At 61.4% G+C, this 15,595-nt stretch carries 14 protein-coding genes; 8 read left to right on the top strand and 6 right to left on the bottom strand.

The genetic code is table 11. The features are described from left to right. The first annotated feature begins 4 nt into the window (after positions 1-4). Together GRI69_RS13620 and GRI69_RS13615 are read left to right on the top strand one after the other, a co-directional pair. Positions 5-712, top strand: a complete 708-nt coding sequence (locus GRI69_RS13620; RefSeq protein WP_160728823.1) for a murein L,D-transpeptidase catalytic domain-containing protein — start codon at positions 5-7, stop codon at positions 710-712. A 152-nt stretch (positions 713-864) separates the two neighbouring features. Beyond that, a complete protein-coding gene (locus GRI69_RS13615) occupies positions 865-1,209 on the top strand; it encodes a hypothetical protein (RefSeq protein WP_160728822.1) in 345 nt (114 codons plus the stop codon). Here GRI69_RS13615 and GRI69_RS13610 read toward each other — a convergent pair. After that, on the bottom strand, positions 1,202-2,608 hold the full coding sequence (locus GRI69_RS13610) for a L,D-transpeptidase family protein (protein ID WP_160728821.1): 1,407 nt from the start codon (positions 2,606-2,608) through the stop codon (positions 1,202-1,204). The two genes, GRI69_RS13615 and GRI69_RS13610, sit on opposite strands and share 8 nt — an antisense overlap. A gap of 146 nt (positions 2,609-2,754) precedes the next feature. On the opposite strand from GRI69_RS13610, the gene GRI69_RS13605 reads away from it, so the two are divergent. After that, on the top strand, positions 2,755-3,642 hold the full coding sequence (locus GRI69_RS13605) for a DMT family transporter (protein WP_160728820.1): 888 nt from the start codon (positions 2,755-2,757) through the stop codon (positions 3,640-3,642). Here the strand turns inward: GRI69_RS13605 and GRI69_RS13600 are convergent. Continuing rightward, positions 3,639-3,809 carry an MFS transporter gene (locus tag GRI69_RS13600; RefSeq protein ID WP_160728819.1) on the bottom strand — a complete coding sequence of 57 codons (171 nt, stop codon included), beginning with the start codon at positions 3,807-3,809 and terminating at the stop codon, positions 3,639-3,641. The genes GRI69_RS13605 and GRI69_RS13600 overlap by 4 nt on opposite strands. A 229-nt stretch (positions 3,810-4,038) precedes the next feature. Here GRI69_RS13600 and acnA point away from each other — a divergent pair, with 229 nt between their 5' ends. Together acnA and GRI69_RS13590 are read left to right on the top strand one after the other, a co-directional pair. Beyond that, the gene (gene acnA / locus GRI69_RS13595) at positions 4,039-6,714 is read left to right on the top strand and encodes an aconitate hydratase AcnA (protein ID WP_160728818.1); all 2,676 of its coding nucleotides are present in this window, start codon (positions 4,039-4,041) and stop codon (positions 6,712-6,714) included. Further along, positions 6,714-7,130 carry a rhodanese-like domain-containing protein gene (locus tag GRI69_RS13590; RefSeq protein WP_160728817.1) on the top strand — a complete coding sequence of 139 codons (417 nt, stop codon included), beginning with the start codon at positions 6,714-6,716 and terminating at the stop codon, positions 7,128-7,130. The genes acnA and GRI69_RS13590 overlap by 1 nt, the downstream gene beginning before the upstream one ends. Here GRI69_RS13590 and ruvB read toward each other — a convergent pair whose 3' ends face one another. The 3 genes from ruvB to ruvA are packed head-to-tail and all read right to left on the bottom strand — an operon-like array spanning position 7,131 to position 9,184. Further along, positions 7,131-8,156: a Holliday junction branch migration DNA helicase RuvB gene (ruvB, locus tag GRI69_RS13585; RefSeq protein WP_160728816.1), complete on the bottom strand. Its 1,026-nt coding sequence runs from the start codon at positions 8,154-8,156 to the stop codon at positions 7,131-7,133. It lies immediately after the preceding gene. Between the two features lie 30 nt (positions 8,157-8,186). Continuing rightward, positions 8,187-8,585 (bottom strand): GFA family protein, encoded by a 399-nt coding sequence (locus GRI69_RS13580; RefSeq protein WP_160728815.1) that lies wholly within the window; start codon positions 8,583-8,585, stop codon positions 8,187-8,189. Further along, complete coding sequence (gene ruvA / locus GRI69_RS13575; protein ID WP_160728814.1) at positions 8,582-9,184, bottom strand: Holliday junction branch migration protein RuvA; 603 nt, start codon at positions 9,182-9,184, stop codon at positions 8,582-8,584. Before ruvA ends, GRI69_RS13580 begins: the two co-directional genes overlap by 4 nt. 411 nt (positions 9,185-9,595) lie before the next feature. On the opposite strand from ruvA, the gene aroC reads away from it, so the two are divergent. The 3 genes from aroC to GRI69_RS13560 all read left to right on the top strand — a co-directional run bounded on the left by aroC (position 9,596) and on the right by GRI69_RS13560 (position 14,343). Beyond that, on the top strand, positions 9,596-10,663 hold the full coding sequence (gene aroC, locus GRI69_RS13570; RefSeq protein WP_160728813.1) for a chorismate synthase: 1,068 nt from the start codon (positions 9,596-9,598) through the stop codon (positions 10,661-10,663). A gap of 752 nt (positions 10,664-11,415) precedes the next feature. Next, positions 11,416-11,751, top strand: a complete 336-nt coding sequence (locus GRI69_RS13565) for an immunity 53 family protein (protein ID WP_160728812.1) — start codon at positions 11,416-11,418, stop codon at positions 11,749-11,751. Positions 11,752-12,138: 387 nt separating this feature from the next. Next, positions 12,139-14,343 (top strand): fused MFS/spermidine synthase, encoded by a 2,205-nt coding sequence (locus GRI69_RS13560; RefSeq protein WP_160728811.1) that lies wholly within the window; start codon positions 12,139-12,141, stop codon positions 14,341-14,343. A gap of 454 nt (positions 14,344-14,797) precedes the next feature. Here GRI69_RS13560 and GRI69_RS13555 read toward each other — a convergent pair. Beyond that, positions 14,798-15,595: IS110 family RNA-guided transposase (locus GRI69_RS13555; protein WP_160726291.1), on the bottom strand; the 798-nt coding region annotated here is incomplete at its 5' end.

Genomic DNA, 15,595 nt, shown 5'->3' with positions numbered 1-15,595 from the left:
CAGCATGAACCGCCGCGATCTTCTCAAGGGCACACTTGCCGCGGGAGCCGCCACCAGTCTGGCGGGCCGCGCTTTCGCCCAGCCAAACCCTACCGCCAGCCGTGACACCCAGCTTTTCGCTCTCGCCCGCGAGCAACTGGCCCGTGTGGGCGACGGGATCTGGAAGAAGGACATCGTCGGCATCGCCGATTTCGCGCTGCATTCCTCGCAGCGCCGCTTCCATTTCGTCGATCTGGTGAACGAACGGATCGAAAGCTACCACGTCAGCCACGGCACGGGCTCGGACAGCGAGCATGACGGCTGGCTCAAACGCTATTCCAACATCGAAGGCAGCGAGGCGACCAGCCGCGGCGCCTATATGACGCGCAGCTGGTACACGGGCCGCTACGGCACTTCGATCCGCCTCGACGGCCTCGATCCGACGAACTCCAATGCCCTGCCGCGGGCCATCGTAATGCATCAAGCCGATTACGCTAAGCCAGAGCATGTGCAGGAATGGGGCCGGCTTGGTCGGTCCAACGGCTGTTTTGCGCTTGGACCGGAGCAGTTCGACAATGTCCTGCTGAAGCTGAGCGGCGGCCGCCTGCTGTTCGCCGACAGTATCGGCCTGGCCGCAGACGGCAGCCGTCTGACCCCGCCCATCGCGCAGACTGAACTGCTGCGCAACGAATATGGCGGGACCTTCGAACGGACCAATCCGGGCGTTTTCTGACTATCTGATGGAGCGCACTGATGGAGCGCAGGAACAGGCTTCGTGAAGTCGGCGACCTTTTATGATCGGCGACGTTACACGGGCTTTTGGTTGGCGCCCTGTGCTTCTCTGGCATTACGGCTCTGGGAAATTTGGAGGGCGGATCTCCAACAATGCCCGATTACCTGGTCGGATTGGTAAGCGTCTTCATCATGTCCGCAGCAGTAGCCGGACCTGTCGTGCTTCTAGCCACCGCCCTGTTCGGAACGCCTGCTGCAGTCATGGTGAACCGCTATCGCTTGGGTCGCTGGCAATCGCATGCAATCATACTGGCCTTCGCCGCCCTGCCGATCCTGCTGCTTTTCTGGTCAGCTGGTGGTTTGGACGACTTTGAATGGTCCGGTCTCGCGACATGGCTATATATTTGCGGAAGCTTTGCCTTGCCGAGCGCGATATCCCTTTGGCGCGGCCTTATGAAGAAGCGCCACGAGGACGCTTCCTCACCAGACATCAACTGATCTGCATGTCGTCGATGATCTCGACGGCTTCCTCGCTCGTTTCGCGGGCACGGTCGGAAACGCGGGGAGCGTCGAGCGCCGCGAGCACCGGCGCATCGCGGTCGTAGAGGTCCTTGAAGGTCCTCATCTCGCCATTCACGTCGGTCCCCATCGTGAAATAGGTGATGTAGACCGGCCACTGCTTCTTCATCTCGTAGCGGGTATATTCGCCGCTCGTGGTGATCTCCGACACTTCCTGCTGGATCGCCGGGATATCCTCGCGGCTGGAGGCATTGCCCAGCATCGACATGGTCATCGCCAGTTCGCGCGCGCCCTGCACACGGATGCAGCCGTGGCTCAGCGCGCGGTTGTCTTGGTTGAACAGGTGGCGGCTGGGCGTGTCGTGCAGGAAGATCGCATGCTCGTTCGGCATGTCGAGCTTCATCAGGCCGAGCGAATTGTTCGGGCCGGGCTGCTGGACCACGGTGACCCAGCCATTGGCGCCCTTGGTCGCCTTGTACCCGGCACTGCGGGCCCAGCTGGGATTATTGAGGACTTTCGCGCCCAGACCTTCGCCCTTCACGATCGACTGCGGCACTGTCCATGTCGGGTTGTAGATGACGGCCTCGACCATTTCGGCCAGCTGCGGGGTCGCGGTTCGTCCGGGCTTGCCGACGACGGTGCGATAGCTCTTGATGATCTTGCCGTTGACCGTCAGCCGCAGCATGTATTCCGGCACGTTGGTGACGAGATACTGCTTGCCGAGGTCCTGCGGCAGCCAGCGCCAGCGGTCCATGTTCGCGCGGATCAGCTTGATGCGCGCCGGATCGGTCGCGGTCGCGAGTTCTTTGCGCATGGCCGAATAATCAGGATGAACCGGGTTGAGAGAAGCGAACGTCCCGGTGATATCGCCGCTCGCCAGCGCATCTTCAAGCAGCTTCCAGGTCGGCATGCGGTCGGCGTCCGGATCGACGACGAACCACTGGCGGCGCGAATCCATCGGCGTACGCCCGTCGCGCAAGTCCTCGACCATCCAGACGAATATTTCGCTGGCCAGCCTGTTGAGTTCTTCGCCCTCGCCTGCGGCAATGGCCGCCTTCAACTCGGACGCGCGATAATCCGACGGATTGAGGCCTTCCGCCTTCATGCCGGGGATGTAAGCAAGCAGGTCTTCGGCTTGAGAAATGGTCCAAACGCCTTCGAGCGAGGGCACTTCCTGCACCACTTCGCCGCTTTGCATGCGGATATCGCCGAACGCTTCGTCAACCGACTGGGCTGCTTTCGGCTGGGCAGCGGGCGCGGCCTGCTGAGCACCGACCTGCGGGAGGATGCTTTCGGGCGCGGCGTCCTGCGCGCCTGCCGAAGTGGCAAGGATGGCCGCAGTAATCGCGGTACCGGTGATGATCTTCAAATGCTTCATATTGGCCCACCAGAGTTGCCGGGAACGGGTAAAGCCCCGTTTGTTCGGCGCTATCTACTATAAACTTTCCAACACAATTGGCGATCCCGGCTTACCCACTGCTGAACCGGGTGACGCATTCGCCGGAGCATCCTATGGCAAGGGTAATGAGCGCCAGCGACCCACCGATCAAGCCGATCCTGGCGGCCCTTGCGGGGATCGCGCTCTATTCTGCGATGGATGCGGTGATGAAAAGCGCCAGCATCGCGATTGGCGCCTACAGCGCCTATCTCCTGCGCTGCGCCATCGGCTTTGCCATCATCGCCCCCATCTGGTGGTGGCGGGGCGGCAAGCTGCCGGTGCGGGCAGTGTGGCGGGTTCATCTGATTCGCGGGGTGGTGGTCGCCTTCATGGGCTGGACCTTTTTCGCCTCACTCGTACATCTGCCACTCGCAGAGGCGATTGCGATCAGCTTCGTCGCGCCCCTGATCGCGCTCTATCTCTCCGCCATCCTGCTCGGCGAGCAGATCGAACGGAGGGCGGTCATGGCGGCGCTGCTGGGACTTGCTGGCGTAATCGTGATCGTTGGCGACCGCCTCGGACGCCAGACCATGACCGACGATGCCGCCACGGGGCTCGCGCTGATTGGAGTTTCGGCCATTCTCTATGCCTGGAACCTCGTGCTTCAGCGGCAGCAGGCGCTGGTCGCCGGTCCGACAGAGGTCAGCACCTTCCAGAACGGGGTGGTGACGCTGGTTTTGCTGGCTGGCGCGCCTTTCCTCCTCAAGTGGCCCGACACCCGCGCATGGCTGGAAATAGGCGCAGGAGCGTTGCTGGCGGTGGGCGCTGCGCTGTTCTTTGCATGGGCCTATGCCCGCGCGCAGGCGCAACAACTCGTTCCGATAGAATATACCGGCTTTCTCTGGGCCTCGCTCTTCGGCTGGCTCTATTTCGGGGAAGGGGTTGGCGGCGCGACCATCATCGGTGCGCTGCTGATCGTCGCAGGGTGCTGGATCGCCACCCGCAGGCGGCGACCCGAGCAGACCGCGCTTTAACGTTCGGCGCTTGCTACCGCGGCGGGCCCAGCTTCACTGGCTTGAGCTTCTTGGCCGGCAAAGGTGAAGGCTGCGGTAAACATACCGGCCACACCAAGGGCAGCAGTAACTACGGCGAGACGAAGGGTTCGGCGCGACTTGTCCGTCGCGTCCAGCAGGACACTCATGGTTTCAACTCCTCATTGGGCCGCGCGCTATCGCCATTATCGACCGTGCGCTGCGTTTGCCCGAATTTTGCCCTAATAAGCAATAAGCAACCGTTCCGGTTCCCGATCAAGCGTGTCCGGCGGGCGGCGACCCTTGATTTTTTGGCCATCACAGCGCACAGGCGCGGCACATTTGGCCGCCCTGCCCATTGGTGGTGTGACGGCTCCAGACAGAAAGGATTTCTCCCGCATGACCCAGGTCGGCCAGGACACGCTCGGAACACGCTCCACTCTCACAGTCAACGGCGAGGAATATGCCTATTATTCCTTCGACAAGGCGGCCGAGAAAATCGGAGACGTTTCCAGGCTTCCCTTCAGCCTGAAGGTCCTGCTGGAAAACATGCTGCGCTTCGAGGATGGCGGCTTCACTGTTTCCACCGACGACGCGCAGGCGATTGCCGACTGGCAGAAGGACCCCAAGACCGGCAAGGAAATCCAGTACCGCCCGGCGCGCGTGCTGCTGCAGGATTTCACCGGCGTACCTTGCGTGGTCGACCTTGCTGCCATGCGCGATGCCATCGGCAAGCTCGGCGGGGATACTTCCAAGATCAATCCGCAGGTTCCAGTGAACCTGGTAATCGACCACTCGGTCATGGTCGACGAATTCGGCCATCCCAAGGCGTTCGACATGAATGTCGAGCTCGAATACGCCCGCAATGCCGAGCGTTACGACTTCCTCAAGTGGGGTTCGAAGAGCTTCCGCAACTTCTCCGCCGTGCCCCCGGGCACCGGCATCTGCCACCAGGTGAACCTGGAATACATCGGCAAGGGCGTTTGGAGCAGCGAAGACGATAACGGCCAGCTGACCGCCTATCCAGACACCTGCGTCGGCACCGATAGCCACACCACCATGATCAACGGCCTTGGCGTGCTGGGATGGGGCGTTGGCGGCATCGAAGCGGAAGCCGCCATGCTCGGCCAGCCGATCTCAATGCTGATACCCGAAGTGGTCGGCTTCAAGCTGACCGGCGCAATGGCCGAAGGCGTGACCGCGACCGACCTCGTGCTGACCTGTGTGCAGATGCTGCGCGAAGTCGGCGTTGTCGGCCGCTTCGTCGAATTCTACGGCGAGGGCGTTGCCAACCTTACGCTCGCCGATCGTGCAACGATCGCCAACATGGCGCCCGAATACGGCGCGACCTGCGGTTTCTTCGGTATCGACGACAAAACGCTCGACTACATGCGCCTGACCGGCCGCGACGAGGAAACCATTGCGCTGGTCGAAGCCTATTCGAAAGAACAGGGCATGTGGTTCACGCCGGAGAACGAGCCGGTGTTCACCAAGACGCTCGATCTCGACCTGTCGAAGGTCGTCCCCAGCCTTGCCGGCCCCAAGCGCCCGCAGGACCGTGTCGCGCTTCCCGAAGTGGATGAGCTGTTCAACACCGATCTCAAGTCGATCTACAAGAAGGATGCACCGGTCCGCGTCGCGGTCGAAGGCAAGGACCACGACGTCGGTGACGGCGACGTGGTTATCGCCGCGATCACGAGCTGCACCAACACCTCCAACCCCGACGTGCTGATCGCCGCGGGTCTCGTCGCCAAAAAGGCGCATGAGAAAGGCCTGCTACCGAAGCCCTGGGTCAAGACCAGCCTGGCACCGGGATCGCAGGTGGTTACCGACTATCTCGTGAAATCGGGCCTGCAGACCGATCTCGATGCCATGGGCTTCGACCTCGTCGGCTACGGCTGCACCACGTGCATCGGCAATTCGGGTCCGCTCGCCCCGCCGATCAGCAAGGCGATCAACGGCAACGATATCGTCGCCGCCAGCGTTCTTTCGGGCAACCGCAATTTCGAAGGCCGCGTCTCGCCCGACGTGCGTGCCAACTTCCTCGCCTCGCCGCCGCTGGTGGTCGCCTATTCGATCCTCGGCACGGTGACAAAGGACATCACCGAGACGCCGCTGGGGCAGGACCAGGACGGCAAGGACGTGATGCTGGCCGATGTCTGGCCGACGAATGACGAAATTGCGCAGCACCGCGCCGCCAATATCGACCGCGAAATGTTCACCCGCCGCTATGCCGACGTCTACAAGGGCGACGAGCACTGGCAGGCGATCAAGGTCGAAGCCAGCGACACCTATCGCTGGAACCCGACCAGCACCTATGTTGCCAGCCCGCCGTTCTTCGAGGGAATGAGCATGGAACCCGCACCGGTGACCGATATCACCGATGCAAAGCCGCTCGCCATTCTCGGCGATTCGACGACCACCGATCACATCAGTCCGGCGGGTTCGATCAAGGAAGACAGCCCGGCGGGTGAATACCTCAAGAGCCACCAGGTCTCGAAGTCGGACTTCAACTCCTACGGCTCGCGCCGCGGCAACCACGAAGTGATGATGCGCGGCACCTTTGCCAACATCCGCATCAAGAACGAAATGGTCCCCGGCGTCGAAGGAGGCGAAACGCTCTACAAGGGCGAACAGATGCCGATCTACGACGCGGCGATGAAGCACAAGGAAGACGGCACGCCGCTGGTGGTGATCGCCGGCAAGGAATACGGCACCGGCTCCAGCCGCGACTGGGCAGCGAAGGGCACCATCCTTCTCGGTGTGCGCGCCGTGATCGTCGAAAGCTACGAGCGTATCCACCGTTCCAACCTGATCGGCATGGGCGTGCTGCCATTGCAGTTCAAGGAAGGCGACACCCGCCAGAGCCTCGGCCTTGGCGCGAACGACACGTTTACGATCAAGGGCCTTGGCGACCTCACACCCGGCCAGGACGTGGAAGTCGAAGTGACGCATGAAGACGGCTCGAAGGCCAGCTTCACCGCGCTCTGCCGCATCGATACGGCGAACGAGATGGAATATTACCGCAACGGCGGCATCCTCCATTACGTGCTGCGCAAGCTGGCTGCGGCCTGATGCTGCGAGGGGCACTGCTCCTGCTTTCGGCGGCATGCCTCGCCGCCTGCGGGAACGCGGCTCCCTATCCTGATACCGAGACCCCCGGCCCGCGTGCGGCCGGGGTGCTCACCATCGAACCACAGGCCCTCGCGACCCGGCTGGAAGCCGGTGAAGCGATCCAGTTGATCGATGTCCGCACCCGCGAGGAGTTTGCCGAAGGCCACATCGCGGGCGCGATCAACATCCCGGTCGACGAGTTCGATCCGGCCGCTCTTCCCGACGCGGAAGGGCGGGACCGCATCCTTTATTGCCGCTCCGACCGCCGTTCCGGCATCGCCGCAGAGCGCCTGGCCGAGGCGACCGGTTCCACGGCCGTGCACATGGAAGGCGGCATTCTCGCCTGGAAAGCCGCCGAACTGCCCACCCGGCAATAGCTATTTGTCGAACATGTCCGTCTGCGGCTTGCTTGGCGGCGCGATCCCCAGGTGCTCCCACCCGCCGTCGTTGAGCATGCGGCCGCGCGCCGTGCGGGCGATCAGGCCGAGCTGGATCAGGTAAGGCTCGATCACCTCTTCCACCGTATCGCGGGGTTCCGAGAGGCCCGCGGCGAGCGTCTCCACGCCCACGGGTCCACCCTTGTAGGTGGTGGCGATCATGGTGAGATAGCGCCGGTCCATCGCATCGAGGCCCAGCCGATCGACCTCGAGCCGGGTCAGCGCCTCGTCGGCGACCCGCGTGGTAACGGTCGGCTCGCCCAGAACGCTGGCGAAGTCGCGCACGCGCCGCATCAGGCGGCCCGCGACACGCGGGGTTCCGCGCGAGCGGCGGGCGATCTCGCGCGCGCCGCCCTCGTCGATCCCCATGCCCAGCAGACCCGCCCCGCGGGTGACGACCCTGAGCAGTTCGTCCTCGGTGTAGAAATTGAGCCGCACCGGGATGCCGAACCGGTCGCGCAAGGGCGTGGTGAGAAGACCCTGCCGCGTGGTGGCGCCGACCAGAGTGAAGGGCGGCAGGTCGATCCGCACGCTGCGCGCCGATGGCCCCTCGCCGATGATGATGTCGAGCGCGCGGTCCTCCATCGCCGGATAGAGCACCTCCTCGACCACCGGATTGAGCCGGTGGATCTCGTCGATGAAGAGCACGTCGTTGGGTTCGAGATTGGTCAGCAGCGCGGCAAGGTCGCCTGCTTTGGCGATAACCGGCCCGCTGGTGGCGCGGAAGCCGACGCCCAGTTCCTTGGACACGATCTGCGCCAGCGTGGTCTTGCCGAGGCCGGGCGGGCCAAAAAACAACACGTGGTCCATCGCCTCGCCGCGCCCCTTGGCGGCCTCGATAAACACGCGAAGGTTCTCGCGCGCTGCCTTCTGCCCGACGAACTCGGCGAGCGACTTCGGCCGCAGCGCCGCATCCGGGTCTTCCGGCTGCCGGTCAGGTGAATGGAGAGGGACGGGTTCGGTCACGCTGCCACCTTACCGTTATGCCGAACTTGGTCAGTCAAAACGTTCGATCCCCTCGCCCACGATCTTCACCCAGCCATGCCTGCGCTCTTCGTAAACCACATAGTCGGGTTGCGGAAAGGATGGATCGGCAAAACCGCCGATGGCGACGGCCACCAGCTGCGGTTCGGCCTGCGCGACATAATAGACGTTCGAGCCGCAGGTCGGGCAGAAATGGAAGGTCGCCACCCCGCCCTCGTCGCCTGCGCGGCTCCAGGTCCTGCTTTCGCCCGACAGCTCCACTTCCTCCGCACGAAAGCGTGCCTGCGCGGCGAAGGACGAGCCGCTACGCTTCTGGCAATCGAGGCAGTGGCATACCGAAATAAGCACCGGCTCGCCCGCGCAAGTCGCGCTGAGTTGGCCGCACATGCAGGTGGCGGTGCGTGTCGTCATCCCGCGGCCTTCTTCAGCGCCACCCGGATAAGCTCGCCCTCACTCGCGCCTTCACCCAGTTCGCCTTGCGCTGCCGCCACAGCGCGCGCGGCCACGGCGGGCTTGAAGCCGAGGTTTTCGAGCGCGCTCACCGCATCGGCGCTTGCACCGCCCGCCGGAAGCGCGGCAGCCGCCATTCCCGGGCCCGATGCGGGCAATGCGCCGGCCTTGTCCTTCAATTCGTTGACGATCCGCCCGGCCAGCTTCGGGCCTACCCCCTGCGCGCGCGCTACCGTGGCGGCATCGCCCCGGGCGCAGGCCTGCTGCACCTCGCCGGTCGACAGCGCCGATAGGATCGCCAGCGCGACCTTGCTGCCCACGCCCTGCACCTGCGTGAGGAGGCGGAACCAGTCACGCTCCGCCGCCTCGGCAAAACCGAGCAGCCGCATGTCGTTCTCGGATACCTGCAGGTCGGTATAGACGGTGCAGGCCTCACCCTTCTCGCCCAGCGCGGCGAGCGTCTTCGACGAACAATGGACGAGATAGCCGACGCCCGAGACGTCGATCACCGCCCAGTCGGCGCCGGTTTCGTCGAGCAGGCCCTTGAGCTTGGCAATCATAAGTCTCTTCCTGCGCTACGCTCTGCTGCCTGAGCGGGTTTTTTTCTGCGCTACCGCTCCGCTGGTTGAGCGGGTTTCTTTCTGCGCTACCGCTCCGCTGCTTGAGCGCGTTTTGTTCTTGCCTATCAGGACCGCACTTGGAAAGGGGGGCACCCGCGCCATCCCCCAAAGTTCACTCAAAGTTCACCCGAAAAACGCATCGCCAGTGCCGTACGCATTCGGGCTGGGGAATGTGTATGCGAGGCGGCCACGCGGCCGGTGCTACGCGGCGCCTGTCCGTGACACAACAGCGCGGATGTAGGAAAGTATCGTCTGCTTTCCGCCCGGCATCCGGAGCGCCTTTGCGTGAACCAAAAAATCCTACGCCCTCCACATTGGACAGCGCCCGCAAGTTGAGCCAAACCGCAGCCCATGAGCTGGAATACATTCGGAAGGGCTTTGCGGTTTACCACCTGGGGCGAGAGCCACGGCCCGGCCATCGGCGCGGTGGTCGACGGGTGCCCGCCCGGAATTGCGCTGGCGGAATCCGACATCCAGCCCTTCCTCGATGCGCGCAAGCCGGGGCAGAACAAGTTCACCACCCAGCGCAAGGAGCCGGACGAGGTCCGCATCCTGTCAGGCGTGTTCGAAGGAAAGACGACGGGCACTCCCATCAGCCTGCTGATCGAGAACACCGATCAGCGGTCGAAGGATTATTCGGAGATCGCGAACACCTATCGCCCCGGCCATGCCGACTATGCCTATGACGCGAAATACGGCTTCCGCGACTATCGCGGCGGCGGGAGATCGAGCGCGAGGGAGACCGCGATGCGGGTTGCGGCAGGCGCGATCGGCAGGCTGGTCATTCCGGAGGTAAGCATCCTCGCCTATGTCGCGGAGATCGGCGGCCACCGGATCGACCCGGCCAATTTCGACCGCGAGGAGATTGCGCGCAATCCCTTCTGGTGTCCCGATGCGGAGGCGGCGAAGCGGTGGGAAGCGCTGGTCGACGATGCGAGGCTGGCGGGATCATCGCTCGGCGCGGTGGTCGAATGCGTGGCGGAAGGTGTCCCCGCAGGCTGGGGCGCGCCGATCTACGCCAAGCTCGACAGCGATCTTGCGGCCGGCATGATGAGCATCAACGCGGTCAAGGGCGTGGAGATCGGCGACGGTTTCGACGCCGCGCGCCTGAGCGGCGAGCAGAATGCCGATGCCATGTCACCGGGAGCGGACGGCCCCGAATTCGCGGCCAATCACGCGGGCGGCATCGCGGGCGGCATCTCGACCGGCCAGCCGGTGGTCTGCCGCGTGGCCTTCAAGCCGACCAGTTCGATCCTGACCCCGGTTGCCAGTATCGACCGGCAGGGCGAGGCGACCGAAGTCCGCACCAAGGGCCGCCACGACCCCTGCGTCGGCATCCGCGGAACGCCGGTAGTCGAGGCGATGATGGCGCTGGTGCTGGCGGATCACAAGCTGCTGCATAGGGCACAGTGCGGCTAGCGGACTGTCTGCTAACGACGACATTGCGGAAAAATGCTCGTTATGTACCTTAAGTAAATGCTGGATAGCCTCTTTGACTGGATCTTCGAGACTTTGCCGTTGAAAGTGCAATGGGCACTCCTCGGAATCGCCCTAGTGCTTGTCGCATCCATTGCCGCGATTGTTTATTTCGGTTGAATGGCCGCTTCCCACCCCACTGGTGAATGAATTTCTCGGCATGAGGGGTGCCTAGAGCGGACTGTCCGCTTGCGACGCCATTGCGGTCGTTGAATTACAAGGGCATACCGCAGCTATGGGACTAGCATGTATCGCTCGCGCCACCTTCGCGATTGCAGCCACTTTGACGGTTTGCTCCACTCCAGCAATGGCTGAGCAACTCCGATTTACTGGTCGGACTACGGCTAACCTTGATCTTATCAAGGACACACTTCGCCAGATCCAGCTTATAGGCCAAGCGCGAAACGATTGTGGTGTAATCTCCGCAGTCGAGGCGGCTGTCCACCCGGAGGACTTTCTGCCAGGCGAAGCCTATAGAGTGGGAAAAGAACAAGTTACCTACGAGACATGGTCAACCACCATGTGTGACACCGAGGTGAAGTTTCTGATCTCGTTCTGGCCAGCATCGGAAGGTGGAACGATGTTTGCGGTGGGTTACCCATATCCCGCTGACGCCCCAAATCGGTGAACTGGAGTCGCAGGCGGAGAGCGAACGACCCGATTGCGGACGCTCGCAAGTTGGGCGACAAACAGTCATGACTGAAGATAATCTTGAATGGCTGACGAACTGGTATGTTCGTGAATGCAATAACGACTGGGAGCATTCCTACGGGATCAAGATCGAAACCTTGGACAATCCGGGGTGGACTGTAGAAATCGATCTGCGCGAGACGGTTTTAGAAGGACGATGGTTCGAGTCCATGCACGGTGAAGTAGCTAGCGACTTGGACGAATGGCGTGAGCGGGGAAGCTGGTGGATTGCCTCGGCAGATGGCGTGCGCTTCAAAGCGGCGTGTGGTCCGACCGACGTTTCGGCAGTTATGGGGGTCTTCAGAGAATGGGCAGAAGGCTACAGGTCTGAGGTCAGCTAACCACCCCTAACCGGTCGTTCGCGGTTCTCGAAGATCACGCCAAAAACAGACCAGCCGCTATCTGATATTCTGCGCTGAAACCGGACATTCCGCTTACGACCCGATTGCGGACTCCGCTAACATTGTGGGCGAGACCGATTGTGAACCAAGCACCTGTCGTAAAATTCCGCAAGTTCGTCCGCCAACAAATCGTTCGCAGGACGGATAAGATCGATCGCATCCTCCCAAGACAGGCATCCCGGATATTGATGCATCGCTTGGTTCAATGCGCCGAATTATATAGCCAAGCATGCATTAACCCGAAAGTATTGAGTTTTACCATAGCAACGCTGCAGGAAGACCTATGGTCTAGGTATGGCTACACTGCGATCAACAGGAGCATCGTATTTGAATTCCTCACGCCGCGCTCTATTTGTATCCGCAATTTTTGCGGGAAGCTTCTTGCTGTTTCTAGTACAGCCGATGGTGGCTCGATTGGTTCTCCCGAGGCTTGGCGGCGCGCCAAACGTTTGGAACAGTGCCATGCTCGTCTATCAAGCGCTGCTGCTCGGCGGCTATGCCTATGCTCATGCGATCAGGCGATTGCCGGTGCGCCTTCAAATAGGCTTGCAACTAGCTCTTTTGGTCATGGCTGGGTTGACGTTGCCGATAACTCTTGTGGACATACCCAGTTTTGGCGCGGGGCTAGAAGTGTTTTGGGTGCCTGCATTTATTTTAGCAAGTATTGGCCCGGTGTTTTTTCTCGTTTCCGCGCAGGCCCCTCTGGTTCAGCGTTGGTATGGCGCTGACCCTGACGCCGGAGACCCCTATCCGTTGTATGCGGCATCAAACCTTGGAAGTTTTAGTGGCTTGCTTAGCTACCCCCTTATTATCGAACCATTATTGACCCTTGAAACCCAAGCGATGGTTTGGTCAGTCGGCTATGCAGTGTTGCTGGTTCTTGTATCACTTTTGGCTTGGGCACGGTGGCATGCGCAAGACTTGCCGGCATCAACACAACTTGGCGAGAATCTTGCGCCTGTGCCGCCGGGCAAATTACTGATTTGGGTCGCTTTAGCTGCTGTGCCTTCGGGCATGATGCTTTCCACCACGACCCACCTCACTACTGATATTTTTGCAATGCCGTTGCTATGGGTTATCCCCCTTGGCCTCTACCTTCTTAGCTATGTGCCCGGGTTCGCGGAAAATCGGCAACTCGCCCGGTTTTTTACCACGATTGCACCTGCAATTTTGCTGGTGGTCGGCGGGATGGCGATGATTCCGCAATCGGGTGACGGGCTGGTTGTCGCGCTGGCTTCGGTCGGAATGCTTTTTGTAGTCTCTGTGGCCCTGCATGCTAAACTGTTCGACCTGCGCCCTCCGCCCGGACAATTGACTCTTTTTTATCTCGCAATGTCAGTTGGTGGAGTGGTTGGCGGCCTGTTTTCCGCTCTTATTGCTCCGGCTCTGTTCGATTGGGTGTGGGAGCACCCGATCCTGGTCTTCGCCGCAGCGCTGCTACTACCGTTAGGTCAATCGCCCCCTTGGAAGGAGAGGTTGGTCCAGAGCAAGAAACTACGGCTTTTTGTCGTCTTCGGTACCGCTGTAATCCTTAGCGCGCTTAGCCTTCTGGCATTTTGGGCCAATCTCTACGACAACTCCATGCTCGCACTCGCCGGAGTTCTGGCGATGGCGGCAATTGCGATGTTTGTGAAACTCAGCCGCTTTGAGTTCCTTATGTTCTTAGTATTGCTCATGACGGCGCTCGGCATTGTCGGCCATTTAGATGCATATTCCAAGGGGGATCGCACTCGCAGCTATTTTGGCATCTACAACGTTCGAGATGACGAGACCGTCGGACAGAGGGTACTCATTCATGGAACAACCATGCATGGGCGACAGTTTCTCGATCCTAAAAAACGACTTGAGCCAACTGCCTATTACGGCCGCAGTTCGGGTGTTGGCATGGTACTTGATAGAACGGTTGATCTCTACGGTGAACGTTCCAGCGTCGGCGTAGTCGGCCTAGGGGTAGGGACTGTCGCTTGTTACCGCAGGCCGGAGCAAACTTATCGGTTCTACGAGATTGATCCTGAAGTACTAAACTACTCCTCTACGGGGAGATTTTCCTTCCTGTCGCGTTGTGCGCCGGAAAGCGAAATTGTGATCGGCGATGCACGTATCGCGCTGGAGGAGGAACCGGCGAACCAATACGATGTTCTCGTCGTCGATGCATTTTCTTCCGATGCGATCCCACTGCATCTTTTGACGGTCGAGGCGATCGGCGTTTACCTGAACACATTAAAATTCGATGGTGCGTTGCTCGTACACATTTCAAACCGTTTTCTGGAGCTACAGCCGGTCCTTTCCGCTGCGGCGCTGGAGTGTGGGTGCGCAGCGGCGATCCGCGAGGACATGGTCGGGCGGGCAAATGGCCAGGTCGCATCGGATTGGGTGCTGATAACGCGGGATCAACCTACGCAAGACCGCATACTCAGTGCCACTGGTATAGGAGAATGGGGCGAGCTGGAGCCGCCATTGGAAAAACCTTGGAGCGATAACTACGCTTCGATACTGCCTCTGATTCGATGGGCGCATATAATTGGCATTTGAAAAGAGCCTTCGCGCGGTCGGGTCTTTTCGCGAGTGCGTATCTAAACGAGGGGTGCGGTAGTGAATGCTTTCGGGACGAATACTCGTGTGCGTGAAGCTTTATTAAACCGAGGGCGTCTGCTTTCAGAATTTGCAGAGAAAGGCGGCCATTCTAGTGACGACCCGAAGATAGCCAAGGATGTCCGCTTTCCATCTGTGGACGCCCCGCAGGATGCAAGCGGTATTTTGAGAGGTTTGGCACGTAGTCGGATGCTGCCATCTGTCCGGCCTCCTGGTGCAGCTTTTCGTGCTGCGGGCCCGTATGGGAGTTCGCGGACCGGAACCACATCACCCTCAGCGTACTGATGAAGCACGGTGGAAAGCCCTGGTTCTTCCGGTCCCGTCTCGCCGACTGTTTTGCCATACTCTCCTTCGTCCGCCTACGTCCTTCCGGCGACCTCTGGTCCGGCCCGGCTTACGCCGCGACCGAGACCGGAGCCCTGTAATCCTCGTTCTTCGTCAGCACTGCCCAGACGATGCGCGCGGTCTTGTTCGCGAGCGCCACCGTCACCAGCATGCGCGGCTTGCGCGCCATCATCTGTTCCAGCCACGATCCCGCGGGTGCGCCGCGCCTGCTTGCCTGGAGCACGACCGCGCTGCTGCCGATGATCAGCAGCCGCCGCAGCGTTCGCTCGCCCATCTTCGAGATCGCGCCGAGCCTCTGCTTGCCGCCGGTCGAGTGCTGGCGCGGTGTAAGCCCGACCCATGCGGCAAAGTCGCGGCCCTTGGCAAAGGTGCCGGGCGGAGGTGCAAGTGCGGTGATCGCGGTTGCCGTGATCGGTCCGATGCCCGGGATCGTCATCAGCCGCCGCGCGGTCTCGTCTTCGCGGGCACGCCGGGCGATCTCCCGGTCAAGTTCGGCAATGCGCTCGCTGAGCACTGCCATCTGATCGAGCATTATCTCCAGTACCGGCCGTGCGCTCTCGGGAACCGCGTCGGGATCCTCAAGCAGTGCGGCCAGCTTCTTCATGTGCGCCAGGCCTTGCGGCGCGATCCAGCCATGCTCGGTCATGTGACCGCGAACGGCGTTGCTGATCTGCGTGCGTTGCTTGACCAGCAGGTCGCGGGCCCGGAACACCAGCGCGGCTGCTTGCTGTGCTTCGGTCTTTACTGGCACGAACCGCATGCTCGGGCGCTGCGCCGCCTCGCAGATGGCCTCGGCATCCGCAGCATCGTTCTTCTGGCGCTTCACGAACGGCTTTACGTAAGCTGG

This window comes from Qipengyuania vulgaris (genome assembly GCF_009827325.1).
GTDB lineage: Bacteria > Pseudomonadota > Alphaproteobacteria > Sphingomonadales > Sphingomonadaceae > Qipengyuania > Qipengyuania vulgaris.
This window is presented reverse-complemented; position numbering and strand designations above follow the sequence as displayed.

Coding starts and splice junctions, on each gene's coding strand:
- GRI69_RS13605 (WP_160728820.1), top strand. CDS start 2,755: ATGAGCGCCAGCGACCCACCGATCAAGCCGATCCTGGCGGCCCTTGCG.
- aroC (WP_160728813.1), top strand. CDS start 9,596: ATGAGCTGGAATACATTCGGAAGGGCTTTGCGGTTTACCACCTGGGGC.
- GRI69_RS13565 (WP_160728812.1), top strand. CDS start 11,416: ATGACTGAAGATAATCTTGAATGGCTGACGAACTGGTATGTTCGTGAA.
- GRI69_RS13615 (WP_160728822.1), top strand. CDS start 865: ATGCCCGATTACCTGGTCGGATTGGTAAGCGTCTTCATCATGTCCGCA.
- GRI69_RS13600 (WP_160728819.1), bottom strand. CDS start 3,809: ATGAGTGTCCTGCTGGACGCGACGGACAAGTCGCGCCGAACCCTTCGT.
- GRI69_RS13620 (WP_160728823.1), top strand. CDS start 5: ATGAACCGCCGCGATCTTCTCAAGGGCACACTTGCCGCGGGAGCCGCC.
- GRI69_RS13610 (WP_160728821.1), bottom strand. CDS start 2,608: ATGAAGCATTTGAAGATCATCACCGGTACCGCGATTACTGCGGCCATC.
- GRI69_RS13580 (WP_160728815.1), bottom strand. CDS start 8,585: ATGACGACACGCACCGCCACCTGCATGTGCGGCCAACTCAGCGCGACT.
- GRI69_RS13590 (WP_160728817.1), top strand. CDS start 6,714: ATGCTGCGAGGGGCACTGCTCCTGCTTTCGGCGGCATGCCTCGCCGCC.
- ruvA (WP_160728814.1), bottom strand. CDS start 9,184: ATGATTGCCAAGCTCAAGGGCCTGCTCGACGAAACCGGCGCCGACTGG.
- acnA (WP_160728818.1), top strand. CDS start 4,039: ATGACCCAGGTCGGCCAGGACACGCTCGGAACACGCTCCACTCTCACA.